We start from the raw sequence: 23237 nt of genomic DNA on the forward strand, positions 1-23237 counted from the left end.
TACCTCAGGATGAGCAACTGACTTCAAGGTGGCTGGCCCAGTCGGGCGGCAGCGCCGCATAGTGCTGGTGTTCGGGCTGTTCGTCAAATGGCTTTTGCAATATTTCCAGCAATTTTGCCACTTCCGTGTAATCGTGCTGCTGGGCTTTTTCGATGGCAACCTGCGCCAGGTAGTTGCGCAGCACGTATTTCGGGTTGACCGCATTCATGGCCACTTGCCGTTCCGCATCGACGCTGTGTTCCTGCAGCAGGCGCGCGCGGTAGCTGCCTGCCCACGCATCGAAGGCGGGCCGGTCGATGAACATGTCGCGCAGCGGCGCATCCGTTTCCGGGCTTGCCACTTGCAGTGTAGACAGGGTGCGGAAAAAGTTCGTGAAATCCACGTGATTGGCTTGCATCAGCGCAAACATGCCGTCGAAAAGCGCCGTGTCCTCGTCCTGCGCCGTGCGCAAACCGAGCTTGGCGCGCAGCAAGGCGTTCATCTTCGCGGCAAACGCGCCCTGATAGCCGTCCAGCGCCGCCTGCGCCAGTTCCACTTCGCCGATCAGCGGCAGCAGGGCCTGGCCCAGCGCATAGCAATTCCAGTGGCCCACCTGCGGCTGGTTGGCGTAGGAATAGCGGCCTTGCTGGTCCGTGTGATTGCAGATGTGCTCGGCATCGAACGCTTCCATGAAGCCGAACGGGCCGTAATCGAGGGTCAGGCCCAGGATGGACATATTGTCCGTGTTCATTACGCCATGCATGAAGCCGACGGCTTGCCATTGCGCCATCAGCTCGGCCGTGCGCACGCTCACCTCGGCCAGCAAGGCTTGATATGGATTTGATGCAGCGCGCAAATGCGGATAAAAACCGTCGATCACGTAGTCGGCGAGGATTTTCAGCTCGTCCGGTTTCTTGCGGTAAAACCAGTGCTCGAACGAGCCGAAGCGCACGAAGCTGGGCGCCATGCGCGTGACGACGGCGGCCGTTTCCACCGTTTCGCGCATGATGCCTTGCTGCGAGCCCATGATGGACAGCGCGCGCGAGGTGGGGATGCCCAGCGCCGCCATGGCTTCCGAACAGAGGAATTCACGGATGGACGAGCGCAGCACGGCGCGGCCGTCGCCCATGCGCGAATACGGCGTGGCGCCGGCGCCTTTCAGCTGCAGCTCCATCGGGCCATCGGCCGTGGCGATATCGCCCAGCAAGATGGCGCGGCCATCGCCGAGCTGGCCGGCCCAGACGCCGAACTGGTGGCCCGAATACACGGCCGACAACGGCTGCGAGCGCTCGGCAACGGCGTTGCCGCTGAATAATGCTACGTAGTCGGACTCGGCCAGGCGTGCCGCATCGAGCCCCACCAGGGCCGCCGCCGGCGCGCTGGCGGCCACAAAGTAGGGTGCGGGCAGGGGCGTGGGCATCAAGCGCGTGTAGAACGCGGGCGGCAAGGCCGCGAAGGAGTTGTCCAGGGGTAAGGTATGAGCGGTGATGGCGATTCCATTCAATAGTGTCAAGCGCGCCAGCGGTGTGCGCCGGCCGGAAAGGCGATTTTACCGCACGCCGCCGCGGCGTGCGGCGCCGTGCCATTTCCCCGCGCCGCCGTGCCGGTTTGCCCGTGCGCGCGGCGGGAAAAACGGCGAAAAAACGGAATGGAAAATTCCATGCTGCATTGCAATATCGAAATGCGTTGACGATTTCCGCACGACCGTACGAAACTAGGCCATCTTAGTTAAAACTCAAGAATAGAAGCGAGCCATCCCGGGCCCTGCCGCTATTCGCTTACCAGGAGACACGATGTCGGCATTCCCCTTGAGTCCAGTGATGGGCCAGATGATGAATCAGCCTCTGCTGATTTCCAGCATTATCGAGTTTGCAGCGCGTCATTATGGGAGCGGCGAAATCGTCTCGCGGCGGGTGGAGGGCGATGTGCACCGCTATACCTACCGCGATTGCCACCAGCGCACGCGGCGCCTGGCCAATGCCCTGCATGGCCTCGGCGTCGGCATGGGCGACCGCGTCGCCACCCTGGCCTGGAATGGCTACCGCCACCTGGAAGCCTACTATGCCGTGTCCGGCTCGGGCGCAGTGCTGCACACGATCAACCCGCGCCTGTTTCCCGAGCAGATCGCCTACATCTCGAACCATGCGGAAGACCAGGTGCTGCTGTTCGACCTGACCTTCCTGCCCGTGGTGGAAAAGATCGCCGCCGATTGCACCTTCGTCCGGCACTTCGTGCTGATGTGCGACCGCGACCGCATGCCCGCCAGCAGCATCCCCGACCTGCTGTGCTATGAAGACTTGATCGACACGCATTCGGACGAATATACCTGGCCCCTGTTCGATGAGAATTCGGCCGCCGCCCTGTGCTATACGTCGGGCACGACGGGCAACCCGAAGGGCGCGCTGTACTCGCACCGCTCGACGGTGCTGCATGCGTATGCCTCGGCCATGCCCAGCGCCCTGAACGTGCGCGCCACCGACACGGTCCTGCCCGTCGTGCCCATGTTCCACGTGAATGCCTGGGGCTTGCCGTATTCCGTGCTGCTGTCGGGCGCGCGCATGGTGTTTCCCGGCGCGGCGCTGGACGGCAAGTCGCTGTACGAGCTGTTCGAAACGGAAAAGGTAACGTTCTCGGCCGGCGTGCCCACGGTCTGGCTGGGACTGTTGAACTACGCCTTGCAGAACGACTTGAAGTTTTCCACCTTCCGCCGCACGGTGATCGGCGGCGCCGCCTGTCCGCCGGCCATGATGGATACCCTGATCGACAAGTTCGACGTGGAAGTCATCCATGGCTGGGGCATGACGGAAATGTCGCCGCTGGGCACCACGGGCGGCTTACAGACGCGCCACCTGGCCATGAGCAAGGAAGCACAGCGCGACATCCTGCACAAGCAGGGCCATGCCATCTATGGCGTGGACATGAAGATCGTCGACGACGACGGCAAGGAATTGCCGTGGGATGGCGTCGCGTATGGCCATTTGCTGGTGAAAGGGCCGTGGATCATCTCGTCCTACTACAAGAACGAGGGCGGCGAGGTGCTGCAGGATGGCTGGTTCCCCACGGGCGACGTGGCCACCATCGATGCGGACGGCTACATGCAGATCACGGACCGCAGCAAGGACGTGATCAAGTCCGGCGGCGAGTGGATAGGCACCATCGACCTGGAAAACCTGGCCATGGCGCACCCGGCCGTGCTGCAGGCGGCCTGCATCGGCGTATTCCACCCGAAATGGGATGAGCGCCCCGTGCTGGTGGTGGTGGTGCGCCCGGGCATGGCTGTCACGCGCGAGGCCTTGCTGCAGTTCTTCGAGGGCAAGATCGCCAAGTGGTGGACGCCCGACGACGTGCTGTTCATCGACGCCTTGCCCATGGGCGCCACGGGCAAGATCCAGAAGAACAAGCTGCGCGAGCAGTTCAAGGGCCACAAGCTGCCCGGCCTGTAGGCAGGCGGCGCAGCGCGGGCCTTACGCGGCCTGCGGCAGCGCCGAGCCCAGCTTTTCCAGCAAGTGTTCGCACTGGAATACGGACAGGGTCTGGCGCTGGGCCTCCGTGCCGATATCGATCATGTCATCCATGTCGCTGCGCAAGTCGTCGTGCGTGCCCGTGCGGATGATTTGCGGCGCCGCAAAGCGCTGGCTGTCGGAAATGGTCATGATGTTGTCGACGTGGTCGACGAGAAAGCCGTAGCGCTCCTCGCCCCGTTCCACGATGAGGATCTTGCCAGCGCTTGCGTCCGGCAAGGCCGGCATCGCGTACAGCTGGCGCAAGTCGATGATGCTGATCATTTGCTGGCGCAGGTTGAGCATGCCGCGCATGCAGGCCGGCATGCCGGGCGGCGTCGTGATGGCGGCGCTGAAGTCGATGATTTCGCGCACCTGTCCGATTTCCACGGCAAACTGCGTTTCCACCGTGAAGGTGATGTAGACGCGGCGCTGCGCCTTCAGCGTGGCGGCGCTGGCCGTTTCCGCGTCGGCCGGATACAGGCGCGCGTGGCCGTCGCGCATCTCGACGATCTCCGTTTGCGACAGGATTTCCTTATGGTCGAGGAAAATGATGTCGCCCAGCCCCTCTTTCGTGATGCAGCCGGCAAACATGGCCGCGCGCGCCTTGCTCAGCAGGGGAATCGGCAGCACTTCATCGCCGAAGAAATGCACGATGCTGTCGACGGAATCGACGAGGAAGCCCACCGTCGTGTCGTCCAGGCGCACGACGATGATGCGCTGGTCCGGCGTGGCCGCCTTGCCGGATGCGGCCGCATGCAGCAGGGCGCCGAAGTCGACGACGGCCACCTGGCTGCCGCGAAAGTGCATGCGTCCCAGGCACAGCGCACTATTCAGTATCGAGCTGTGCAGTTCCGGCACGCGGATGATTTCCTGGATCGCGCACATTTCGAAGGCAAACGTGGCACCCGCCGCATGGAAGCTGACGCACTGCCGGCGCTCGCTTTGCGCGTGGTAGCGGGCCGTGCTGAGCTTGGCGCCGCTCGCTTGCAGGGCCAGCACGTGCGGCACGTTTTCGATGCGCAGCATGGCTTGCGGGTCGAGGATTTGCAGCAGGCGGGCGCCGCCGTCGAGCAATATCGTGCCGGCGATGACGGCATGGGCGTCGCCGGCCGCATATTGCAGGGCGCTGCGCTGGCTGGCGGGCACGCGCAGGATTTCGCCCGTATCCTGGAAGACGATGCCGATCAGCACCTGCTGGAAGTCGAGGATGGCGATCTTGTCGCTGGGCGCGGCGCGCGGTGCGTCGGCATGGAACAAGCGGCCCAGGTTGACGACGGGAATGACGCTGCCGCGCAGGGTGAACATGCCTTCCAGGTAGGGCGGCGACAGGGGCAGGGTCGTGACCCTGGCCGGATAGTTGACCACTTCGCGGATGCAGCTGGCGGGCAGGGCGAATTCATCGTCGCCGAGAAAGAAGGAGCCGAACAGTTCCGTGGCCGCCTCGCCGCCGGCCTCGGTGTGCAAGCCCGTCGCTTCATGCATGTCCATATGCGCTTTCCTTGCGTTGAGTCAAAGGGGCGTGCGCCACCACGTCGATGACGGCATAGCTGTGCCGGGCACAATCGATCAGCAGTTGGCGGCCGTGGCGTCCGCCCAGCGCGCAGAAACTGACGTGCAGGCCGCACTGGTCCAGGTATTTCTGCGCCGCTTCCGCGTTTTGCCGGCCCACCTGCAGACGCCCGTTGCGCGGGCCAAACATGCTGGCGCCGCCGGCCAGCACCACTTCGATGTCGGGATAATCGGCCTGGCGCGCCCCCATCAGGCGCAGCAGCGAGGGCACGGCCTGGCTCACATAGCGCGCGCCCAGGGCTGCTTCCCGGCCCGGCGCTTCCGGCAGCAGGCAGTGGGCGAGACCGCAGCAATGGCCTTTCTTCCAGAGGAAGCCGATGCCGATGCAGGAGCCGAGCAAGGCTTGCAGCTGCTCGCCGTGCGTGCCCACGCTGAGTTGCCCCATGCCAACCTGCTGCAGGGGCACGCCGTGTTCAGGGAGAAGGACGCTGCTGCTCATGCCGTGCCCGCCTTATAAATCATGGGAAACTCGAATTGGTAGCCGGTGCCGAGGCGGGCGATGGTTTCCGACTCACCCAGGATCAGCCGGCCATCGTCCTTGAGGCTGGCGCGCGCCTGGCGCAGCACGGTTTCCTGGTGCTCGGCGTCGAAGTAAATCAGCACATTGCGCAGGAACACGAGGTCGAACTGCTGGGCCGGGCGCAGCCCTTCCAGCAGGTTGTGCTGGGCAAAGCTGACGTGCTGGCGCAGCTCCTCGTTGATGCTGACGCCATACGGCGAGGGCGTGAAATACTTGCGCAGCAAATCCGGATGCGACAGGCGGATGCGCTCGACGGAGCGGCCGCTGTACTGGCCGGCCCGGGCCGCGGCGAGGATTTGCTGCGAAATGTCGCTGGCCAGGATCTGGTAGCGAAAGGCTGGCACTTGCAGCTTGAATTGCTCGCACAGCATGGCGATCGAATACAGTTCCTCGCCGCTGGCGGCGGCCGCCGACCACACTTTCAGGCAGGCGCCAGGATGGGCGCGGGCCCAGGCGGGCAGGTAGCGGTCGCGCACATAGTCCCACACCTGCGGCGTGCGGAAGAACAGGGTGTCGTTGGTGGTCACCAGGTCGATGAAATGGCTCACCTCGTCGCGGTCGCTGGCCACGCGTTCCAGGTAAGCCTGGTAGCTGTGCAGCGACAGCGCCTGCAGCCGGGGCTGCAGGCGCCGCTCCAGCAAGACGCTCTTGCGCGGCGTCATGGCGATGCCCGTATGCTCGCGCACCAGCGCGATCAGGCTCGTCAGGACCTCGGGCGTCAGGCTGGCCGCGTGGCTCATGGCCTACACCACGAAGCCGGAGACAGTCTGGTTCAGACTGCCCGCGCGCTCGTTCAGGCCATCGGTGGAGCGGGCGATGCTGTCGCAGTTGGCAGCCGACTTTTCCGTTTCCTCGGCGATATACTGGATCGCCGTCGACACTTCGCGCGCCGTCAGCAGCTGCTCGTTGGCCGCCTTCGAGATATCCGAGATGGCCAGCGTGGTTTTCGCCACGCCCGAGACGATCTTGTCGAAGGCGTCGCTGGCCTGGCGCGAAATCTCGCTGCCCGTCGAGACGCGCTTGACGGATTCGTTGATCAGCTTGGAAATTTCCTTGGTTGCCTGCGAGGAGCGCTCGGCCAGCTTGCGCACCTCGTCGGCGACGACGGAAAAGCCCAGGCCGTGTTCGCCCGCGCGTGCCGCCTCGATGGCCGCGTTGAAGGCCAGCATATTGGTCTGGTTGGCGATTTCGCTGATGACCTTGACGATTTCGCCGATGTCTTCCGACGAGCGGTTGATCAAGTCCATCGCCTCGATCGACTTGGCGACGGCGCGCGCGCCCGCTTCCGCCTCCTGCTGCGTGGCTTTCGCCAGGTAGTCGGCGTTCGAGGTGTTTTCGGCGATGGAATTGATGGAAAAGGTCAGGCCGTCGATGGACGCGTTCATTTCCTCGACCGTCGCGCCCAGCGCCTGCGTGCCGACGGCCACGCCCGTGGCCCGCTCGGCGATCGCGTGCGAGGCGTCGGCAAAGCCGTTCGCCGCCGACACCACGTTGCCGATCACGCCGCGCAGGTCGACGATCATCTTGCTGATGCCGCCGGCCAGCAGGTCGATCGGTTCCTCGCCTTCGGGCACGATATTGCAGGTCAGGTCGCCTTGCGCCGCGCGCGCCACGGATTCGAGCAGGGCATTGACCTTGCGGCTGTCGTTGGCGGACCTGGCCTGGATGCTGTTTTCCAGGTTCACCTGCTCCGTGATGTCGATGGCGAATTTCACCACCTTATATGGCTTGCCGTTGAGGTCGAGGATGGGGTTGTAAGTGGCCTGTATCCACACCACCTTGCCGTGGTTGCCCAGGCGCTTGTAGCGGCCGCTGTCGAATTCGCCGCGGTTGAGCTTTTGCCAGAACTTCTTGTAGTCGGCGCTGCTCGCATACTCGGGCTCGCAGAACTGGCGGTGGTGCTCGCCCTTGATGTCGCTCAAATCGTAGCCCATGACGGCGAGGAAATTTTCGTTCGCGTCGAGCACATTGCCCTGCATGTCGAACTCGATCACGGCCTGGGCCTTGCCGATGGCGCTGACCTTGCCCTCGTACTCGGCGTTGCGTTTCTTCAGGGCCGTGATGTCGCTGGCGAACTTGACCACCTTGAACGGCCGGCCTTCCGCGTCGAAGATGGGATTGTAGGTGGCGTTGAGCCAGATTTCGCGGCCATCCTTCGTCACGCGCTTGTATTCGCCGGCGTCGAACAGGCCTTGTCCCAGTTTCTGCCAGAACTGCGCATATTCGTCGCTCTTGGCGTATTCGGCTTCGCAAAAGATGCGGTGGTGCTTGCCCTCGATTTCCTCGGGCGTATAGCCGACGGCCTTGAGGAAGTTTTCGTTGGCGCGGATGATGGTGCCGTCGAGGCGGAATTCGATCACGGCCTGCGCCTTGCTGATGGCGTTGATCTTGCCTTCGTAATCGGCAGTGCGGCGCTTGCTGGCCGTGATGTCGGTGGCAAACTTGATGACTTTGTACGGCTTGCCGTCGGCGTCGAGGATGGGGTTATAGGAAGCGTTGATCCACACTTCGCGTCCATCCTTGGTCAGGCGCTTGTATTCGCCCTGGTCGAATTCGCCGCGGGCCAGCCGGGCCCAGAAGTTGCGGTATTCGGGCGTTTTCACATACTCGGGGTCGCAGAACAGCGCATGGTGCTTGCCTTGCACCTCCGCCAGGGTATAGCCGAGCACGTTCAAGAAATTGTCGTTCGCATGCAGGATGGTGCCGTCGAGTTCGAATTCGATCACGGCCTGTACACGGTTGAGTGCAGTATTTATCGCTTGTAAGTCCAGATCCTGCGAATGGCTGACATGGCTGGCTGCGTCCATAGTATTTCCTTCTGTGTGAGGCGAAGTGAATGGGGGCGATAATACTGATCTGGTAATGACTACATAAATGGCTTACATCCATGAAAAAATGATGGCGACCGTGCGCGCGGTGATAATCGGTGAGAATGTCCGCAATACGCACGGCTATTTCGGCAATGACTGTGCCTAATATTAAATCAATTGCAGAGTATTGATTTGAATCAACTATTTTATTATTCCCCAGCGTCAGGCGAAAAACAAGGGGGCTGAATAAATAATGCGAAAAGTGTCGTTATTGTCCAGTGTTGGTATATATCGGGGCATTTTTCATATAATAAAACGATGTTTTTCTTATTGCTGTTTTATTATTTAAATGAATATCCAAACGATAGCTGCTGGCGCCGGGCGCGGTCCGTGCCGCCCTGCGCAGGTGGGCGATGTTGTACCATGGCGCCCAGGGCGACCGCCTGGCACGCCACGACAAAAATAATACGAGCGTTCTTTTATGCGGTATAGTGAAGCTTCATCCCTTGCAACCACCTCATACGTTGAGCAAAACCAATAAGGAAGAGACATGAGTGCTGAATATCAGGTGAACGGCGCCGTTGCCGTCATTACCCTTAGCAATCCGCCAGTCAATGGCCTGGGCCTGGCAACGCGCACGGCCGCCGTCGCCGGCATCCGCCAGGCGCTGGCCGACGACAGCGTGAAAGCCATCGTCATCACGGGCGCCGGCAAGGCCTTCTCGGGCGGCGCCGATATCAAGGAATTCAATTCGCCCAAGGCGCTCACGGAACCGACCCTGCATACCCTGATCAATGTGGTCGAGCAGTCGGGCAAGCCCGTCGTGGCGGCCATCCACAGCGTCTGCATGGGCGGCGGCCTGGAGCTGGCGCTCGGCTGCAACTACCGCGTGGCCGCGCCGGGCGCGCAGATGGCCTTGCCGGAAGTCAAGCTGGGCATCTTGCCGGGCGCGGGCGGCACACAGCGCCTGCCGCGCGTGCTGGGCCTGGAAATGGCGCTCAACATGATCGTTTCCGGTACGCCCGTGGCGTCCGACAAGCTGGCCGGCACGGCCCTGTTCGACGAAGTCATCGCGCCGGGCGCGGACTTGCTGAGCGCCGCCGTGGCTTTCGCGACGAAGGTGGCCGACGTGCGCCCGCTGCCGAAAGTGCGCGAGCGCAAGGTCGATTACCCGAACCACGAAGCCTTTCTGCAGTTTTCGCGCAATACGGTGAAAGCCATGTCCGGCCCGTTCCCCGCGCCGCTGAAATGCGTGGATGCCGTGGCGGCCGCCGTGACGATGAAATTCGACGACGGCTTGAAGTATGAGCGCGAACTGTTCATGCAACTGGTGCAGTCGCCCGAGTCGAAAGCCCTGCGCCACGCCTTCTTTGCCGAGCGCGTGGCCAGCAAGGTGCCCGACGTGCCGGCCGATACGCCCGTGCGCACGATCGCCAGCGCGGCCATCGTCGGCGCCGGCACCATGGGCGGCGGCATCGCCATGAACTTCGCCAACGCGGGCATACCCGTGACGCTGCTGGAAACGCAGCAGGAAGCGCTGGACAAGGGCCTGGCCACCATCCGCAGGAATTACGAGAACACGGTGAAGAAGGGCAAGCTGACGCAAGAGAAGGCCGAGCAGCGCATCGCATTGGTCAGCGGCACGCTGGCCTATGCGGATATCGCGCAGGCCGACATCGTCATCGAAGCCGTCTTCGAAGAGCTGGGCGTGAAGGAAACCGTGTTCCGCCAGCTCGACGCCGTCATGAAGCCGCGCGCCATCCTCGCCTCGAACACCTCGACCCTGGACCTGGACAAGATCGCCGCGTTTACCGCGCGGCCGCAAGACGTGGTCGGCACGCATTTCTTCAGCCCCGCGAACGTCATGAAGCTGCTGGAAATCGTGCGTGGCAAGGCAACGGGCAAGGACGTGCTGGCGACGGCGCTGGCGCTGTCGAAAAAGCTGAAAAAGACGGGCGTCGTCTCGGGCGTGTGCGACGGCTTCATCGGCAACCGCATGATCGAGCAGTACAGCCGCCAGGCCGGATTCCTGCTGGAAGAAGGCTGTTTGCCGGAGCAGGTGGACAAGGCGGTCGAGAAATTCGGCTTCGCCATGGGTCCGTTCCGCATGGGCGACCTGGCCGGCAACGACATCGGCTGGGCCATCCGCAAGCGCCGCTATGTGGAAAAGCCGGAAGTGACGTATTCGAAGACGGCCGACCTGCTGTGCGAATTGAAACGCTATGGCCAGAAGACGGGCGCCGGCTGGTATGACTACAAGGCGGGCGACCGCAAGGCCTATCCATCGGAGCAGGTCAATGCCATGATCGTGCAGCATAGCGCCGACATCGGCGTGGCGCGGCGCAAGATCGGCGACCAGGAAATCGTCGAGCGGCTCGTGTATGCGCTCGTCAACGAGGGCGCGCGCATCCTGGAGGAGGGCATCGCCCTGCGTGCTTCGGACATCGACATGGTCTACCTGACGGGCTACGGCTTCCCCCTGTTCCGCGGCGGCCCCATGTTCTATGCGGACAGCGTCGGCTTGCCGAACGTGCTCGATACGATCAATGGCTACGCGAAAGGCCGCCACGGCGAGGCGTGGACGCCGGCGCCGCTGCTGGTGAAGCTGGCGGGCGAGGGCAAGGGATTCAATAGCTGATGATGGGGTAGGTCGGATTAGCGAGGCTGCGCCTCGCGTAATCCGACAACATTGTTGGCCGTAGCGGTGTCGGATTACGCGGCATGCCGCCAATCCGACCTGCGTTGTTATTTCTTCTTCGCCACCATCTTCACCGCTTCGTTGACGATGACGGGGTTGTCCTTCTGGATGTAGTAGCCGGCGCCCGTGATACGCTCGATGGCCGGCGCGCCGGACAGGCGCTGCCAGTCCTTCTCCTGCGCCCGCACCAGGGCTTCAAACGAGCCCATTTCCTCGATGCCGAACTTGTCGCGCACCAGCAGCATGGCCGGGATGCGCAGCGGGCTGGCCATGTCCACATGCTGCAGGCACTGCGCCTGGGCATCGAATTCGGCCGACTCGGCACTGTTGAACATCAGCTTGCGCCGCGTCTTCACGAGCATGGCGTAGGTGGACGCGTCCGTCTGCATGCGGCTCCATTGCTGCGGGTGGGTAGGGTCGAGCAAGACCAGCCCGGCCACGTCCTGCGGATACAGCTTGGCATACACATACTGGTACAGGCCTCCCAAGCCCTGGCCGACCAGCACATACGGCGGCTTCAGGCCCGCTTGCGCCAGCAGGGCGCGCTGCTGGGCCGCGATGGTGCACGGGTCGCGCGGCGTGGTGGTTTTCCGGCTGTCGCCGTAGCCGGGACGGTCATACACGAGCACGCGGTGCTGCTTTGCCACTTCGGGCACCACGGTGGTCCACACATCCTTGCCGTCGCCCATGGCCGACTGGAAGACCACCGGCAGCGTGCCTTGTCCTGTCAGCGTGTAGGCGATGGTGGCGTCGGGCAGGGCGGCGGTGGCCGGCACGCCGGGCATCACGGGGGAAGATGGCAGCAGGGAGCAACCGGACAGCAACAGCCCGACACTGCCGAGGAGAATGGCGCGCGCGCGGCGGTCGACGAATAGATGATGCATGAATTTCCTTCTTGGTGCAGGGACCGGGGACCGGTATGGCGTGCCAGCCATTATAGGCAAATCGTCCCGAAGTGGAAATGCCGAACAGAGGCGGTTTTCCGTCCTGTCAGCCGGCGTCGGCGCGATGGCAGACGGCTTCGATGCGGTTGCCGTCCGGATCGAACAGAAAGGCCGCGTAATAGCTGGCGTGATAATGGCGCAAGCCCGGCGCGCCCAGGTCGAAGCCGCCGTGCGCCAGGCCCGCCTGCCAGAAGGCGTCCACGGCGGCGCGCGATGGCGCCTTGAAGCAGCAGTGGCGGCGCGGCGCATCGTCCGGCGCGGGACCGAGGCGCACGGAAAAATAGCTGCGCCCGGGGTGGTCGGCATCGCTGCGCTCGCCATAGCCTATCCACGCGTTCGCATGGTCGCTGCCCACCTTGGGCACGCCCAGCGCGGCGAAGACGGCGTCGTAGAAGCGTTCCGCGCGCGCCAGGTCGGCGACGGTGAGGGAAACGTGATCGAGCATGGGCACTCCACTGTAATCGGGGACGGCCATAGCATAGCCCGTATCGGACGCCATGTGGGCCTGGCGAGGGCAGAATGACCAAGTGATCCTGTGCGAAGACTACCTTTGGTCAAGGCAGGCCCAGATCAGGCGGAGAGCGGCGCGCGGTGGCGGCTCAGGACGAGCAGGAGCAGGCCGTGCCTGCTGGCGCGCCGCCGGAAGCACAGGTCTGGCATGCCGGCGCCGGACGGGCGATCCTGGCGACGATGCCGCGGCTGAGCGCCTGCACGCGCGGCGCGAACAGCATCACGGCGCAAAAGGCGACGGGCCAGGCGGCAAGGAAGGCATGGCGCCAGCGCGGCAGGAAGTCCGCCTGCAGGCCGATATTGAGCCAGGTGACCCAGGCGCTCATCAGCAAGGTCATCACCAGCGACATTAGCAGGGCAAACACAAAACGCAGGCGCAGGGCGTCGGACATGGCGTCATCTTCCAAATGATTGAGAAATGACAGCGTAAACACTTGCGGCAATCTATACTAGAGCGAAATTTTTAATTTCAAATTCCATAAATGAAATCATATTCGACGCATCATGCTGGATGACCTGGCCCTGTTTGTCGCCATCGTGGAGGCGGGCAGCCTGCATGCGGCCGCCGTGCAGGAAGACTTGCCGCCCGCCACCGTCACGCGCCGCCTGCAAAAACTGGAAAGCCAGCTCGGTTACCGCTTGCTGAACCGCAGCGCGCGCCGCCTGCAGCCGACGGCGGAGGGCTGGCAATACTATGAACAGTGCCGCCCGCTCGTGCATGCCTTGCGGCAAGCCACGCGGCAGCTCGACGCCAGCCTGTCGGCCGTCTCGGGCAGCATCCGCGTGCTGGCGCCCGTCAACTTTGCCAGCGGCCTGCTGACGCCGGCCTGGGTCAGCTTCATGCGGCAGTATCCCGATATCCGCCTGGAGCTGGAACTGTCGAACCGCCTGCAAGACCTGGTGGTGAGCGGCGCCGACCTGGCCATCCGCGTGGGCGCGCTTGACGATTCCTCGCTGATGCAGCGCCGCCTGGGCAGCGCTGCGCTGGTGATGGTCGCCGCGCCCGCTTACCTGGCGCGCGCCGGCGTGCCGCAAGACTTGCAGGAACTCGAGCGGCATGAGCTGATCGTGGCCGAACCGCTGCGCAGCTGGCGCTTGCGGCGGCCCGGCGACGGCGCCGAAATGGTGATCCAGCCGCAGGCGCGCCTGCGCGTCAATGAAATGCGCCTGGCCGTGGAAATGGCGGACGCCGGCATCGGCATCTTGCTGTGTCCGCTACTGCAATGCCGCGACGAAGTGGCCCGTGGCAGCCTGGTGCGCGTCCTGCCCGACTGGATGCCGCAGCCGCGCCACGTGTACGCCGTGTGGACGCAGCGGCGCTACCTGCCGGCCCGCGTGCGCGTGCTGCTCGAGCACCTGGCCACGTTTGCGGCCGGCAATCCCCTGTTGAACGGGGAGCCGGGCGCTTAAATCGCCTGCTGCCGCGCCAGCCACCGCGTGAACTGGCGCAGCGCCGTCACGAAGCCGTCAGCCGGCGCGGCGCCCGGCCTGGCCTGGGCCAGGAAGCCGGCCAGCTGCGCCCGCATGGCGGGGTGGCGGCGCAGGAACAGCTGCGCGTGCTCGTCCAGGCTGGCGGGCCAGCAGGCGTCGCCGTCGCGGCGCAGGATATTCGTGGAACGGATCAGCTTGCGTGACGCTTCCCGCTGCAGGCGCGCGATGGCGGCCGGCTCGGTCGCACTGTCGAGGCGTCGCGCGTAGTCGTCCAGCACGTGGGCAAAGTCGCCATTCACGGCCATGGCGATGGCGCGCGAGGGCGCGAACGGCGCAAAGTGACAGGCCAGGTCGTCGCCCCACAGGCAGCGGCACTGGTGCTTGAGCCAGTAGCCCCAGCTGTACAAGTGCTCCGGCGCCAGTACCTGGGCCCGGTGGCCGATATCGAAATCGACCTTGAGCACTTCCGGATGGCGCGCCTGCAACGCCTGGCGCAGCGTTTCCAGCGCCGCGGCATGCGCCGGTGTCGGCGCCTGGCGCAGCACCAGCGTCAGGTCGAGGTCGGATACGCCAGGCGTGGCGTCGCCGCGCGCGATGCTGCCGTAAAGGTAGATGCCATCGAGCAAGTCCCCGGCGTGCGCGGCCAGGGTGGCACAGGCGTCCTGCAACAGGGCGTCGAAGGCTGGCTGCAGCGCAGCGTCGGGGGCGGGCGGCAGGAAGGTGGCGGTGGCGGGCATGTCCGGAGCATTGAGCGTGAAAGCAACAGCTACCATAGCATGCGGCCGGGCTGGCGCGCCAGGCTGGGCCGGGAAGCATGGGCGCCCCCGTTAATTATTACCATTCAGTAATACCGAGCGCTTGTACTTCGCGCCGGGATCGCGTTAAGATAAAGCCGCTCGCTTATCAAGCTTGTAATCTGGTGTTTTTTGTCGCGCAATCCCTTCCATACACATGAGAGATGCAATGAAATATCTGATCGTTCCCTTCCTGTTGGCCATTACCGGCTGCGAGGTACTGTATGACGCGAACCGGGACAAGATCGGCGAGTACTGCAACAGCCTGAATAATTTCGACGACCGCAATGCCTGCCGCAAGCGCAACCAGACCAGCTATCAGGAGTACGTGCAGCAGCGCGACAAGCTGAAAAAGGGCGCCACGGAAAAGTAAGCTTCCCGCCGCCGCATAAAAAAAACGCCGCTGAGATATCAGCGGCGTTTTGCTTTGCGGGCCCCGGCAGCGCGGCCGGGGCTTGCATTGCATCAGTCGTCGGCGTAGATATTGTTGTCTTTGGTTTCGCCGACAAACAGGGTGCCGATCACGACAGTCGCCAGGGCGACGACGATCGGATACCACAGGCCATAGTAGATGTCGCCCTTGAAGGCCACCAGCGCGAAGGCCGTGGTCGGCAACAGGCCGCCGAACCAGCCGTTACCGATATGGTAAGGCAGGGACATCGAGGTGTAGCGTATGCGGGTCGGGAACATTTCCACCAGCATGGCGGCGATCGGGCCGTACACCATGGTCACGTACAGCACCAGGATGAACAGCAGCAGCACGACCATCGGCTTGTTGATCTGTTCCGGATCGGCTTTCGCAGGGTAACCGGCTTCCTTGATGCCGGCGCCCAGTTCCTTCTTCAGCGCCGCTTCATGGGCCTTGCTCTCGGCGTCGAAGTTCAGGCCATCGGCCGTCATGACGGCGTTAAACGAGGAGAACTCCTTCGTGCCGATGCGGACCTTGGCGATGCTGCCTGCCGGTGCATCTTCCTTCGTGTAGTTGACGGAGCTGTTCGACAGGAAGCCGGTGGCGATGTCGCACGACGATGGGAATTTCTTGGTGCCCGTCATGTTGAACTGGAAGTGGCAGGAGGCGGGATCGGCCACCACGACCACTGGCGAGTTCTTCAGTGCAGCTTCCAGCTGCGGGTTGGCGAAGTGGGTCAGGCCGTTGAAGATCGGGAAGTAGGTGGCGGCGGCGATCAGGCAGCCGCCGAGGATGATGTACTTGCGGCCGATGCGGTCGGACAGGCTGCCGAAGAACAGGAAGAACGGCGTGGCCAGCAGCAGGGCGATGGCGACGAGCACGTTGGCCGTTGCCAGGTCCACTTTCAGGGTCTGGATCATGAAGAACAGCGCGTAGAACTGGCCCGTGTACCAGACGACGGCCTGGCCGGCGGTCAGGCCGATCAGGGCCAGGATAACGATCTTCAGGTTTTTCCACTTGCCGAACGCTTCCGTCAGCGGCGCTTTCGAGGTCTTGCCTTCGGCTTTCATCTTGGCGAACGCCGGCGATTCATTCATGGCCATGCGGATCCAGACGGAAATACCCAGCAGCACCACGGAGAGCAGGAACGGCACGCGCCAGCCCCACGCTTCGAATGCCTGCTCGCCGGTCGCCAGGCGGGTGCCCAGGATGACCATCAGCGACAGGAAGAAGCCCAGGGTCGCCGTCGTCTGGATCCACGCCGTGAACGCACCGCGCTTGCCTTCAGGGGCGTGTTCCGCCACATACGTGGCGGCGCCGCCGTATTCGCCGCCCAGGGCCAGGCCTTGCAGGATGCGCAGGATGACGAGGATGATAGGCGCGGCGATGCCGATGGACGCATGGCCCGGCAGCAAGCCGACGATGAAGGTGGAGCCACCCATGATGATGATGGTGACGAGGAAGGTGTACTTGCGGCCGATCATGTCGCCGAGGCGGCCGAAGACCAGCGCGCCGAAGGGACGCACGATGAAGCCGGCGGCAAAGGCCAGCAGCGCGAAAATGAAGGTGGTGGTGGGGTCGCCGATGAAGAATTGCTTGGCGATGATGGAGGCCAGCGAACCGTACAGGTAAAAATCGTACCATTCAAAGACGGTGCCTAGCGAGGACGCAAAGATGACCTTGCGTTCCTCCGGCGTAATCGGAGTTCCCTTGGTGGAAATTTTCCGTACGTCGGCCGAGCCGGATGGTGTTGCCATGGTTTGTCTCCCTATATTTATAGTGAACCGTTGCCGAGGTCTTAGATTGACCATTCTTGCAACAGCTGGAGCCGAGTGTGTTCTCTTAACCTTACGTCATGCTTGCTTGAAACTTACACGGAGCTTACAGTGCGCGGCTTTTACGCGGGCGCAAAACAGCGTGCAACTTTGCGAACGACCGTACTTAAATGTGCTATTCTGCCTGCATGCACTGCACCATAGACATCACCACAAAACATTCCCACAAGGAGACACAGCATGAATGAAGCCGTCATCGTTTCGACCGCCCGCACGGGCCTGGCCAAGTCTTGGAAGGGCGCGTTCAACATGACGCATGGCGCCACCCTGGGCGGCCATGTGCTGGCCGCCGCCGTCGAGCGCGCGCGCATCGAGGCGGAAGAAGTGGAAGACGTACTGGTTGGCTGCGCGTTTCCGGAAGGCGCGACGGGCGGCAATATCGCGCGCCAGGTGGCCTTGCGCGGCGGCTGCCCCGTGACGACGGCCGGCATGACCGTCAACCGTTTCTGCTCGTCCGGCCTGCAGGCGATCGCCCTGGCGGCGCAGCGCATCATCGCCGGCGAAGGCGATATCTATGCGGCCGGCGGCGTGGAGTCGATTTCCTGCGTACAAAACGAGATGAATACGCATATGTACCGCGACGTCTGGCTGCAGCAGCACAAGCCGGAAGTGTACTGGCCCATGCTGCAGACGGCCGAAACCGTGGCCAAGCGCTACCAGATTTCGCGCGAACGCCAGGATGTGTATGGCGCGCAAAGCCAGCAGCGCGCCGCCGCGGCCCAGGCCGCGGGCCTGTTCGACGCGGAAATCGTGCCGATGACCACCATCATGGGCGTGGCCGACAAGGCCAGCGGCATGCTGGTGTCGCGCGAAGTGACGATTGCCGCCGACGAAGGCATCCGCGCCGACACCACATATGACGGCGTGGCGAAGATCCGGCCCGCCATGCCGGGCGGCGTCATCAGCGCCGGCAATGCCAGCCAGTTTTCCGACGGCGCGTCGATGGCCATCGTGATGAACGCCAAAGTGGCCGAAGCGAAAGGCTTGCAGCCGCTGGGCGTCTTCCGCGGCTTTGCCGTGGCCGGCTGCGAACCCGATGAAATGGGCATCGGCCCCGTGTTTGCCATCCCGAAACTGTTGAAAAAAGCGGGCCTGACGGTGGCCGACATCGGCCTGTGGGAACTCAACGAGGCATTCGCCGTGCAAGTGCTGTACTGCGCCGACACGCTGGGCATCCCCATGGAGCGCCTGAACGTGAACGGCGGCGCCATTGCCGTCGGCCACCCGTACGGCGTGTCGGGCGCGCGCCTGACGGGCCACGCCTTGATCGAAGGCAAGCGCCGTGGCGTCAAATACGTGGTGGTGACCATGTGCATCGGCGGCGGACAGGGCGCGGCCGGCCTGTTCGAAGTGCTGTGATGAGGGCGAGTCCAGCCATGTAATCGCGTCTGCGGGCGGCCTTTGGGGCCGCCCGTTTGCATTCCGCCCCGTGTTCCTGCAGAGCGCGCCGATAGCGGTTACAGTAATGCTTCATTTATAAACAACCAGCCTGCCACCATGATCAAGCACATTGTTTTCTGGAAACTCAAAGACCATGCCGAAGGCGCGGACCGCGCCACAAACGCATTGAAACTCAAGGCTTTGCTCGATTCCTGCGCCGACCTGGTGCCCGGCATCGTGACATTCGAGGCGGCAGTGGCCCAGCCTGGCCTGGAAGCCACGTATGACATCGTGCTGTACAGCGAGTTCGCCAGCCGCGAAGCGCTCGATGCCTACCAGAACCACCCCGAGCACGTGAAGATCAAGCCGTTTTTCGGCGCCGTGCGCGAAGCGCGGCAATGCATGGATTACGAAGTGTAGGGACGCAGAACTAAACCTGCTGCGCGTCGGCACAGGCGGCCCGCGATGTTTACCGTACTTCAGTACGGTTGCGCTTCCCGGTTGCCTCCGCCTTGCGCTCGCGACGGTTTGGTACGGTGTCGTGAATATCAATGTTAGCCATCAACTTTACAGACAGGAGCATCATGAGCACATATCAACGCATCGTCCTCGCTTCGCGCCCCGCGTCCACGGATGAAGTCCAGCCGGCGCATTTTCGCCTGGAAACCAAAGACAATCCCGCCATCGCGGAGGGCCAGTTGCTGGTGCGCAACCATTATCTGTCGCTCGATCCCTATATGCGCGGGCGCATGAGCGCGAATAAAAGCTATGCGGCGCCGCAGGCGCTCGATGAAACCATGATAGGCGGCACGGTCGGCGTGGTGCTCGAGTCGAAGCATCCGAAGTTTGCCGTCGGCGACACGGTGGTGGGCACCCTGGGCTGGACGGAAGTGGCCGTGTCGGACGGCACGATGCTGCGCAAGGTCGATACCACGCATATTCCCGCCTCCGGCTACCTGGGTGCCGTAGGCATGCCCGGCATGACGGCCTGGTATGGCTTGAACCAGATCATGGCGCCGAAAGCGGGCGAAACCGTGGTCGTGTCGGCCGCCAGCGGCGCCGTCGGCAGCGTCGTCGGCCAGCTGGCGAAATTGCAAGGTTGCCGGGTGGTCGGCATCGCCGGCGGCGCCGAGAAATGCGCGTACGTCGTCGATACGCTGGGTTTTGACGCCTGCATCGATTACAAGGCGGGCAATTTGGCGGCCGACCTGGCGGCGGCCACGCCGGACGGCATCGACGCCATCTTCGAAAACGTGGGCGGCGCCGTATTCGATGCGGCCCTGGCGCGCACCAATGCGTTTGGCCGCGTGGCCGTGTGCGGCTGGATCGCCGGCTACAATGGCGAGCCGACGCCGCTCGACAATGCGCGCCTGATCCTCACCAACCGCCTCACCGTGCGCGGCTTCATCGTTTCGGAACAGCCGGAATTCTGGCCGCAAGGCCTGGCGGAACTGGGTTCGCTGGTGGCGACCGGCAAGCTGACATTCCGCGAATCCGTGGCCGACGGCCTGGCCAGCGCGCCCGAAGCCTTCATCGGTCTGTTAAAAGGCCGTAACTTCGGCAAGCAGCTGGTGAAGCTGACTTGACGCGGCCGGGCTGAGTGCCCTGCTAAAGAAGGGCAGGCCGTGCGACAATAACGGCCTGTCTTTTACTACTGCCTACCATGACCAAGCACACCATCCGCCTCGGCGACTGGGCCACCCTGGGCCAGGACGCCACCGCCATCCGTTTCGAAGTCTTTGTCGATGAACAGAAAGTGCCGGCCGAGATCGAACTCGACGATATGGACGCCGTCTGCCTGCATGCCGTCGCCTATGACGCGGCCGGCGTTGCCGTCGGCACGGGCCGTTTACTGCCGGATGGCCACATCGGCCGCATGGCCGTGCGCCAGCCGGGCCGCGGCACGGGCGTGGGCGGCGCCATCCTGCAGCTGTTGATGGAAAAAGCCCGTGAGCGCGGCGATCGCGCCGTCGTGCTGAACGCGCAAACCGTGGCCGCGCCATTCTATGCGCGCCACGGTTTCGTGCAGCAGGGGGAACAATTTGAAGAGGCGGGGATAGCGCACGTGGAGATGCGGCTGGAGTTTTGAGCCTTGCGCGCGATGTTGTCGGATGACGGCCTGCGGCCTCGGCGGCCCCGCCTAATCCGACCTGCGCCGACCTGCTGCGGCTATGGCAGGCCGGGTCAGCGCGCAGCGCATAACCCGACACCACCAGCACAATCAGTTCTGCGCGTGCGACTGGCGCCATTTATCGAGGATGACGGCCAAGACAATCACGACACCCTTGGCCACATACTGCCAGAACGACGACAGTCCGAGGATCGTCAAGCCATTGTTCATCACGCCGATGATCAAGGCGCCGATGACGGTGCCCCAGACGGAGCCCACGCCGCCCATCAGGCTGGTGCCGCCCAGCACGACGGCGGCGATGGCGTCGAGCTCATAGCCCGTGCCCCAGTTGCCGTTGGCCGCGTACAGGCGGCTGGCCGACATGGCGCCGCCCAGGCCGGCGAACAGGCCGCTGATGGTGTAGACAAACATCAGCACGAGGCCGACCTTGATGCCCGTCAGGCGGGCCGCCTGGATATTGCCGCCGACGGCGTAGATATGCAGGCCCAGCGTCGTCTTGCGCAGGATGAACCACGTCAGCACGACGACGGCGGCGGCCAGCCAGATCAGCCAGGGCACGGCCAGGAAGCTGCCATTGCCCATCCATTCGAAGCTGGGGATTTCCGTGTTCAGCACGCTGGTGCCGTCGGCCAGCAGGTAGGCGGCGCCGCGCAGGGCCGTCATGGTGCCCAGGGTGACGACGAAGGGGTTCAGGCCGACGAGGGCCACCAGCACGCCGTTCAGCGCGCCCAGCAGCAGGCCGACGATGAGGAAGGTGGGAATCGAGAAGCCGGCGAACTGGGCCGATAGCGACATCAGCATGCCCGCCACGGCCGAGACGGCCAGCACGGAGCCGACGGACAGGTCGATGCCGCTGGTCAGGATGACGAAGGTCATGCCCGAGGCCAGCACGATATTGATCGACACCTGGCGGAAGATATTCATGGTGTTGTTGCTGGTCATGAAGGTCGACGTGCCGTCGGCCGAGAAATACACGGTCAAGCCATACATGGCCAGGTACAGCACCACCAGCACGGGCAGCATGCCCAGGCGGCGCATCAGGTTCGAGGCATTGAAGGGTTCTCCGGCGCGCGCGGCGCCGCTGGTGGTACTCGTAGTCATGGTCTATCTCCTGAATGATTATGCTAATACGTATTCCTGGAACGCCTGACAAAACCGTAGCCGGCGGAAGCGGCTTGTGGTCGAGACGCGCAGCAGGTTTTGACAGGTGTTCTTATGCCGCTTCCAGCTGGGTGGCGTAGGCAAGGATGTTTTCCTGCGTGATGTCGTCGCCCGTCACTTCGCCCGTCAGCCGTCCTTCGCACATCACCATCACGCGGTCGCAGATACCGACCAGCTCGGCCAGTTCGCTGGAAATGCATAGCACGGCCGTGCCCGCATCGGCCAGCTGGTGGATGATCTTGTAGATTTCGCTCTTCGCGCCCACGTCCACGCCGCGCGTCGGTTCGTCGAGGATGAGGACCTTGGGCGCGATGGCCAGCCAGCGCGCCAGCAAGACTTTCTGCTGATTGCCGCCCGACAATCCGCCGACGATGCCTTCCGGGCCCGACACCTTGACGTTCAGGTTGGCAATCGCCTCGCGCGTGAGCTGCGTCAGGGCGCCGCGGTTGACGACGCCCGCCGTGGAATGCTTGGAAAGGATATTCATCGACATGTTTTCCATGGCCGACAATTGCATGAACAGCCCTAGGCTCTTGCGGTCCTCGGGCAGGTAGCCGATGCCGTGGCGGATGGCCGCCAGCGGCCGCTGGATATGCACTTCCTGGCCATCGAGCCAGACTTGTCCCGATTGCTTCTTGTCGGCGCCAAAGATCAGGCGCGCCAGTTCCGTGCGGCCCGCGCCGACGAGGCCGGCCAGCCCCGTCACTTCGCCCGCATGCAGGGCGAACGAAGCGGGCTTGACCTTGCCGCCGCCCACGTTTTCCACGCGCAGCCGTTCGGCGCCGCGCGACGTGCGGCGCTGGTGCGAGTAAAAGTCGTCGGCGGGACGGCCCACCATCATTTGCACGACTTTCTTTTGATCCAGCTCATCCTTGCCCAGCTCGCCCACATAGGCGCCGTCGCGCAGCACCGTGATGCGGCGCGCCAGGCGCTCCACCTCGGCCATGCGATGGCTGATGTACAGCACGGCCAGGCCCTTGTCGCGCTGCTCTTCGATGATGCGGAACAATTGTTCGGTCTCGCGGTCGGACAGGGCGGCCGTCGGCTCGTCCATGATCAGGATGCGGCTTTCGTGCACGAGGGCGCGGGCGATTTCCACCTGCTGCTGCTCGGCGATCGACAGGCTGGACACCATGGTGTCGGCATCGAAACGGGAACCGAGGTCGGCCAGGATGGCGTTCGTGCGCGCGCGCATCTCGCCGCCCTTGACGGTCCAGAACGGTCCTTGCGGTTCGCTGCCCATGAAGACGTTTTGCGCCACCGTCATGTTCTTGGCCACGCTCAATTCCTGGTAGATCAGGTTGATGCCCAGCGCGCGTGCCTCACCCGGGTTGCGGATACGAATCGGCTTGCCGTCGAGGATGATTTCACCGGCATCGGGGGTATAGACGCCCGACAGGATTTTCATCAGGGTGCTCTTGCCGGCGCCATTCTCGCCCATCACGGCATGGATTTCGCCGCTGCGCACCGTCAGGTGCACGCCGCGCAGCGCGCGCGTGGCGCCAAAACGCTTCTCGATGCCGCGCATTTCAAAAATAATATCGTCGCTCATGGGAATATCCT

The 23237-nt window shown here is 63.6% G+C and carries 20 protein-coding genes; 8 read left to right on the forward strand and 12 right to left on the reverse strand.

Annotation, left to right across the window (positions count from 1 at the left end; all coding sequences use genetic code 11):
- Window positions 1-4: 4 nt before the first annotated feature.
- Complete coding sequence (locus tag O0880_RS11870) at window positions 5-1483, reverse strand: protein adenylyltransferase SelO (protein ID WP_289887349.1); 1479 nt, start codon at window positions 1481-1483, stop codon at window positions 5-7.
- A gap of 289 nt (window positions 1484-1772) precedes the next feature.
- Here O0880_RS11870 and O0880_RS11875 point away from each other — a divergent pair, with 289 nt between their 5' ends.
- Window positions 1773-3422 carry a 3-(methylthio)propionyl-CoA ligase gene (locus O0880_RS11875; protein ID WP_289886635.1) on the forward strand — a complete coding sequence of 550 codons (1650 nt, stop codon included), beginning with the start codon at window positions 1773-1775 and terminating at the stop codon, window positions 3420-3422.
- A gap of 21 nt (window positions 3423-3443) precedes the next feature.
- Here the strand turns inward: O0880_RS11875 and O0880_RS11880 are convergent, their stop codons facing one another.
- Genes O0880_RS11880 through O0880_RS11895 form a run of 4 tightly spaced genes read right to left on the reverse strand, consistent with a single transcriptional unit; the run spans window position 3444 to window position 8378 of the window.
- Entirely contained in the window at window positions 3444-4970 is a 1527-nt protein-coding gene (locus tag O0880_RS11880; protein ID WP_289886636.1) for a chemotaxis protein CheW, read from the reverse strand.
- A complete protein-coding gene (locus tag O0880_RS11885) occupies window positions 4957-5490 on the reverse strand; it encodes a chemotaxis protein CheD (protein ID WP_289886637.1) in 534 nt (177 codons plus the stop codon). The genes O0880_RS11880 and O0880_RS11885 overlap by 14 nt, the downstream gene beginning before the upstream one ends.
- The gene (locus tag O0880_RS11890; RefSeq protein ID WP_289886638.1) at window positions 5487-6311 is read right to left on the reverse strand and encodes a protein-glutamate O-methyltransferase CheR; all 825 of its coding nucleotides are present in this window, start codon (window positions 6309-6311) and stop codon (window positions 5487-5489) included. Before O0880_RS11890 ends, O0880_RS11885 begins: the two co-directional genes overlap by 4 nt.
- A 3-nt stretch (window positions 6312-6314) precedes the next feature.
- Window positions 6315-8378 (reverse strand): PAS domain-containing methyl-accepting chemotaxis protein, encoded by a 2064-nt coding sequence (locus tag O0880_RS11895; protein ID WP_289886639.1) that lies wholly within the window; start codon window positions 8376-8378, stop codon window positions 6315-6317.
- A gap of 553 nt (window positions 8379-8931) precedes the next feature.
- On the opposite strand from O0880_RS11895, the gene O0880_RS11900 reads away from it, so the two are divergent.
- A complete protein-coding gene (locus tag O0880_RS11900; RefSeq protein ID WP_289886640.1) occupies window positions 8932-11019 on the forward strand; it encodes a 3-hydroxyacyl-CoA dehydrogenase NAD-binding domain-containing protein in 2088 nt (695 codons plus the stop codon).
- 107 nt (window positions 11020-11126) lie between these two features.
- Here O0880_RS11900 and O0880_RS11905 read toward each other — a convergent pair whose 3' ends face one another.
- The 3 genes from O0880_RS11905 to O0880_RS11915 form a co-directional block, all read right to left on the reverse strand.
- On the reverse strand, window positions 11127-11963 hold the full coding sequence (locus O0880_RS11905) for an alpha/beta hydrolase (protein WP_289886641.1): 837 nt from the start codon (window positions 11961-11963) through the stop codon (window positions 11127-11129).
- Window positions 11964-12069: 106 nt separating this feature from the next.
- The gene (locus O0880_RS11910) at window positions 12070-12468 is read right to left on the reverse strand and encodes a VOC family protein (protein WP_289886643.1); all 399 of its coding nucleotides are present in this window, start codon (window positions 12466-12468) and stop codon (window positions 12070-12072) included.
- A 154-nt stretch (window positions 12469-12622) separates the two neighbouring features.
- Window positions 12623-12925 carry a DUF2798 domain-containing protein gene (locus tag O0880_RS11915; protein ID WP_289886644.1) on the reverse strand — a complete coding sequence of 101 codons (303 nt, stop codon included), beginning with the start codon at window positions 12923-12925 and terminating at the stop codon, window positions 12623-12625.
- 112 nt (window positions 12926-13037) lie between these two features.
- On the opposite strand from O0880_RS11915, the gene O0880_RS11920 reads away from it, so the two are divergent.
- A complete protein-coding gene (locus tag O0880_RS11920) occupies window positions 13038-13943 on the forward strand; it encodes a LysR family transcriptional regulator (protein WP_289886646.1) in 906 nt (301 codons plus the stop codon).
- Here the strand turns inward: O0880_RS11920 and O0880_RS11925 are convergent.
- Window positions 13940-14701: a nucleotidyltransferase domain-containing protein gene (locus O0880_RS11925; protein WP_289886647.1), complete on the reverse strand. Its 762-nt coding sequence runs from the start codon at window positions 14699-14701 to the stop codon at window positions 13940-13942. The two genes, O0880_RS11920 and O0880_RS11925, sit on opposite strands and share 4 nt — an antisense overlap.
- A gap of 226 nt (window positions 14702-14927) precedes the next feature.
- Between O0880_RS11925 and O0880_RS11930 the strand changes: the two genes are divergently transcribed.
- Window positions 14928-15131: a hypothetical protein gene (locus tag O0880_RS11930; RefSeq protein ID WP_071323537.1), complete on the forward strand. Its 204-nt coding sequence runs from the start codon at window positions 14928-14930 to the stop codon at window positions 15129-15131.
- A 92-nt stretch (window positions 15132-15223) separates the two neighbouring features.
- Here the strand turns inward: O0880_RS11930 and O0880_RS11935 are convergent, their stop codons facing one another.
- The gene (locus O0880_RS11935) at window positions 15224-16924 is read right to left on the reverse strand and encodes an MFS transporter (RefSeq protein ID WP_071323538.1); all 1701 of its coding nucleotides are present in this window, start codon (window positions 16922-16924) and stop codon (window positions 15224-15226) included.
- Between the two features lie 258 nt (window positions 16925-17182).
- On the opposite strand from O0880_RS11935, the gene O0880_RS11940 reads away from it, so the two are divergent.
- The 4 genes from O0880_RS11940 to O0880_RS11955 all read left to right on the forward strand — a co-directional run bounded on the left by O0880_RS11940 (window position 17183) and on the right by O0880_RS11955 (window position 20471).
- Entirely contained in the window at window positions 17183-18361 is a 1179-nt protein-coding gene (locus tag O0880_RS11940; protein WP_289886648.1) for an acetyl-CoA C-acyltransferase, read from the forward strand.
- 138 nt (window positions 18362-18499) lie between these two features.
- A complete protein-coding gene (locus O0880_RS11945) occupies window positions 18500-18802 on the forward strand; it encodes a Dabb family protein (RefSeq protein ID WP_071323540.1) in 303 nt (100 codons plus the stop codon).
- Window positions 18803-18963: 161 nt separating this feature from the next.
- A complete protein-coding gene (locus O0880_RS11950; protein WP_289887350.1) occupies window positions 18964-19968 on the forward strand; it encodes an NADP-dependent oxidoreductase in 1005 nt (334 codons plus the stop codon).
- Between the two features lie 77 nt (window positions 19969-20045).
- Window positions 20046-20471, forward strand: a complete 426-nt coding sequence (locus tag O0880_RS11955; protein WP_289886650.1) for a GNAT family N-acetyltransferase — start codon at window positions 20046-20048, stop codon at window positions 20469-20471.
- A gap of 132 nt (window positions 20472-20603) precedes the next feature.
- On the opposite strand, the gene O0880_RS11960 is transcribed toward O0880_RS11955, so the two are convergent.
- Together O0880_RS11960 and O0880_RS11965 are read right to left on the reverse strand one after the other, a co-directional pair.
- The gene (locus O0880_RS11960; RefSeq protein ID WP_071323543.1) at window positions 20604-21614 is read right to left on the reverse strand and encodes a ribose ABC transporter permease; all 1011 of its coding nucleotides are present in this window, start codon (window positions 21612-21614) and stop codon (window positions 20604-20606) included.
- Between the two features lie 112 nt (window positions 21615-21726).
- A complete protein-coding gene (locus O0880_RS11965; RefSeq protein ID WP_071323544.1) occupies window positions 21727-23226 on the reverse strand; it encodes a sugar ABC transporter ATP-binding protein in 1500 nt (499 codons plus the stop codon).
- Window positions 23227-23237: the final 11 nt, after the last annotated feature.

Origin of the sequence: Janthinobacterium sp. SUN118 (assembly GCF_030397695.1) — a bacterium.
In the GTDB taxonomy this organism is placed as follows: Bacteria; Pseudomonadota; Gammaproteobacteria; order Burkholderiales; family Burkholderiaceae_D; genus Janthinobacterium.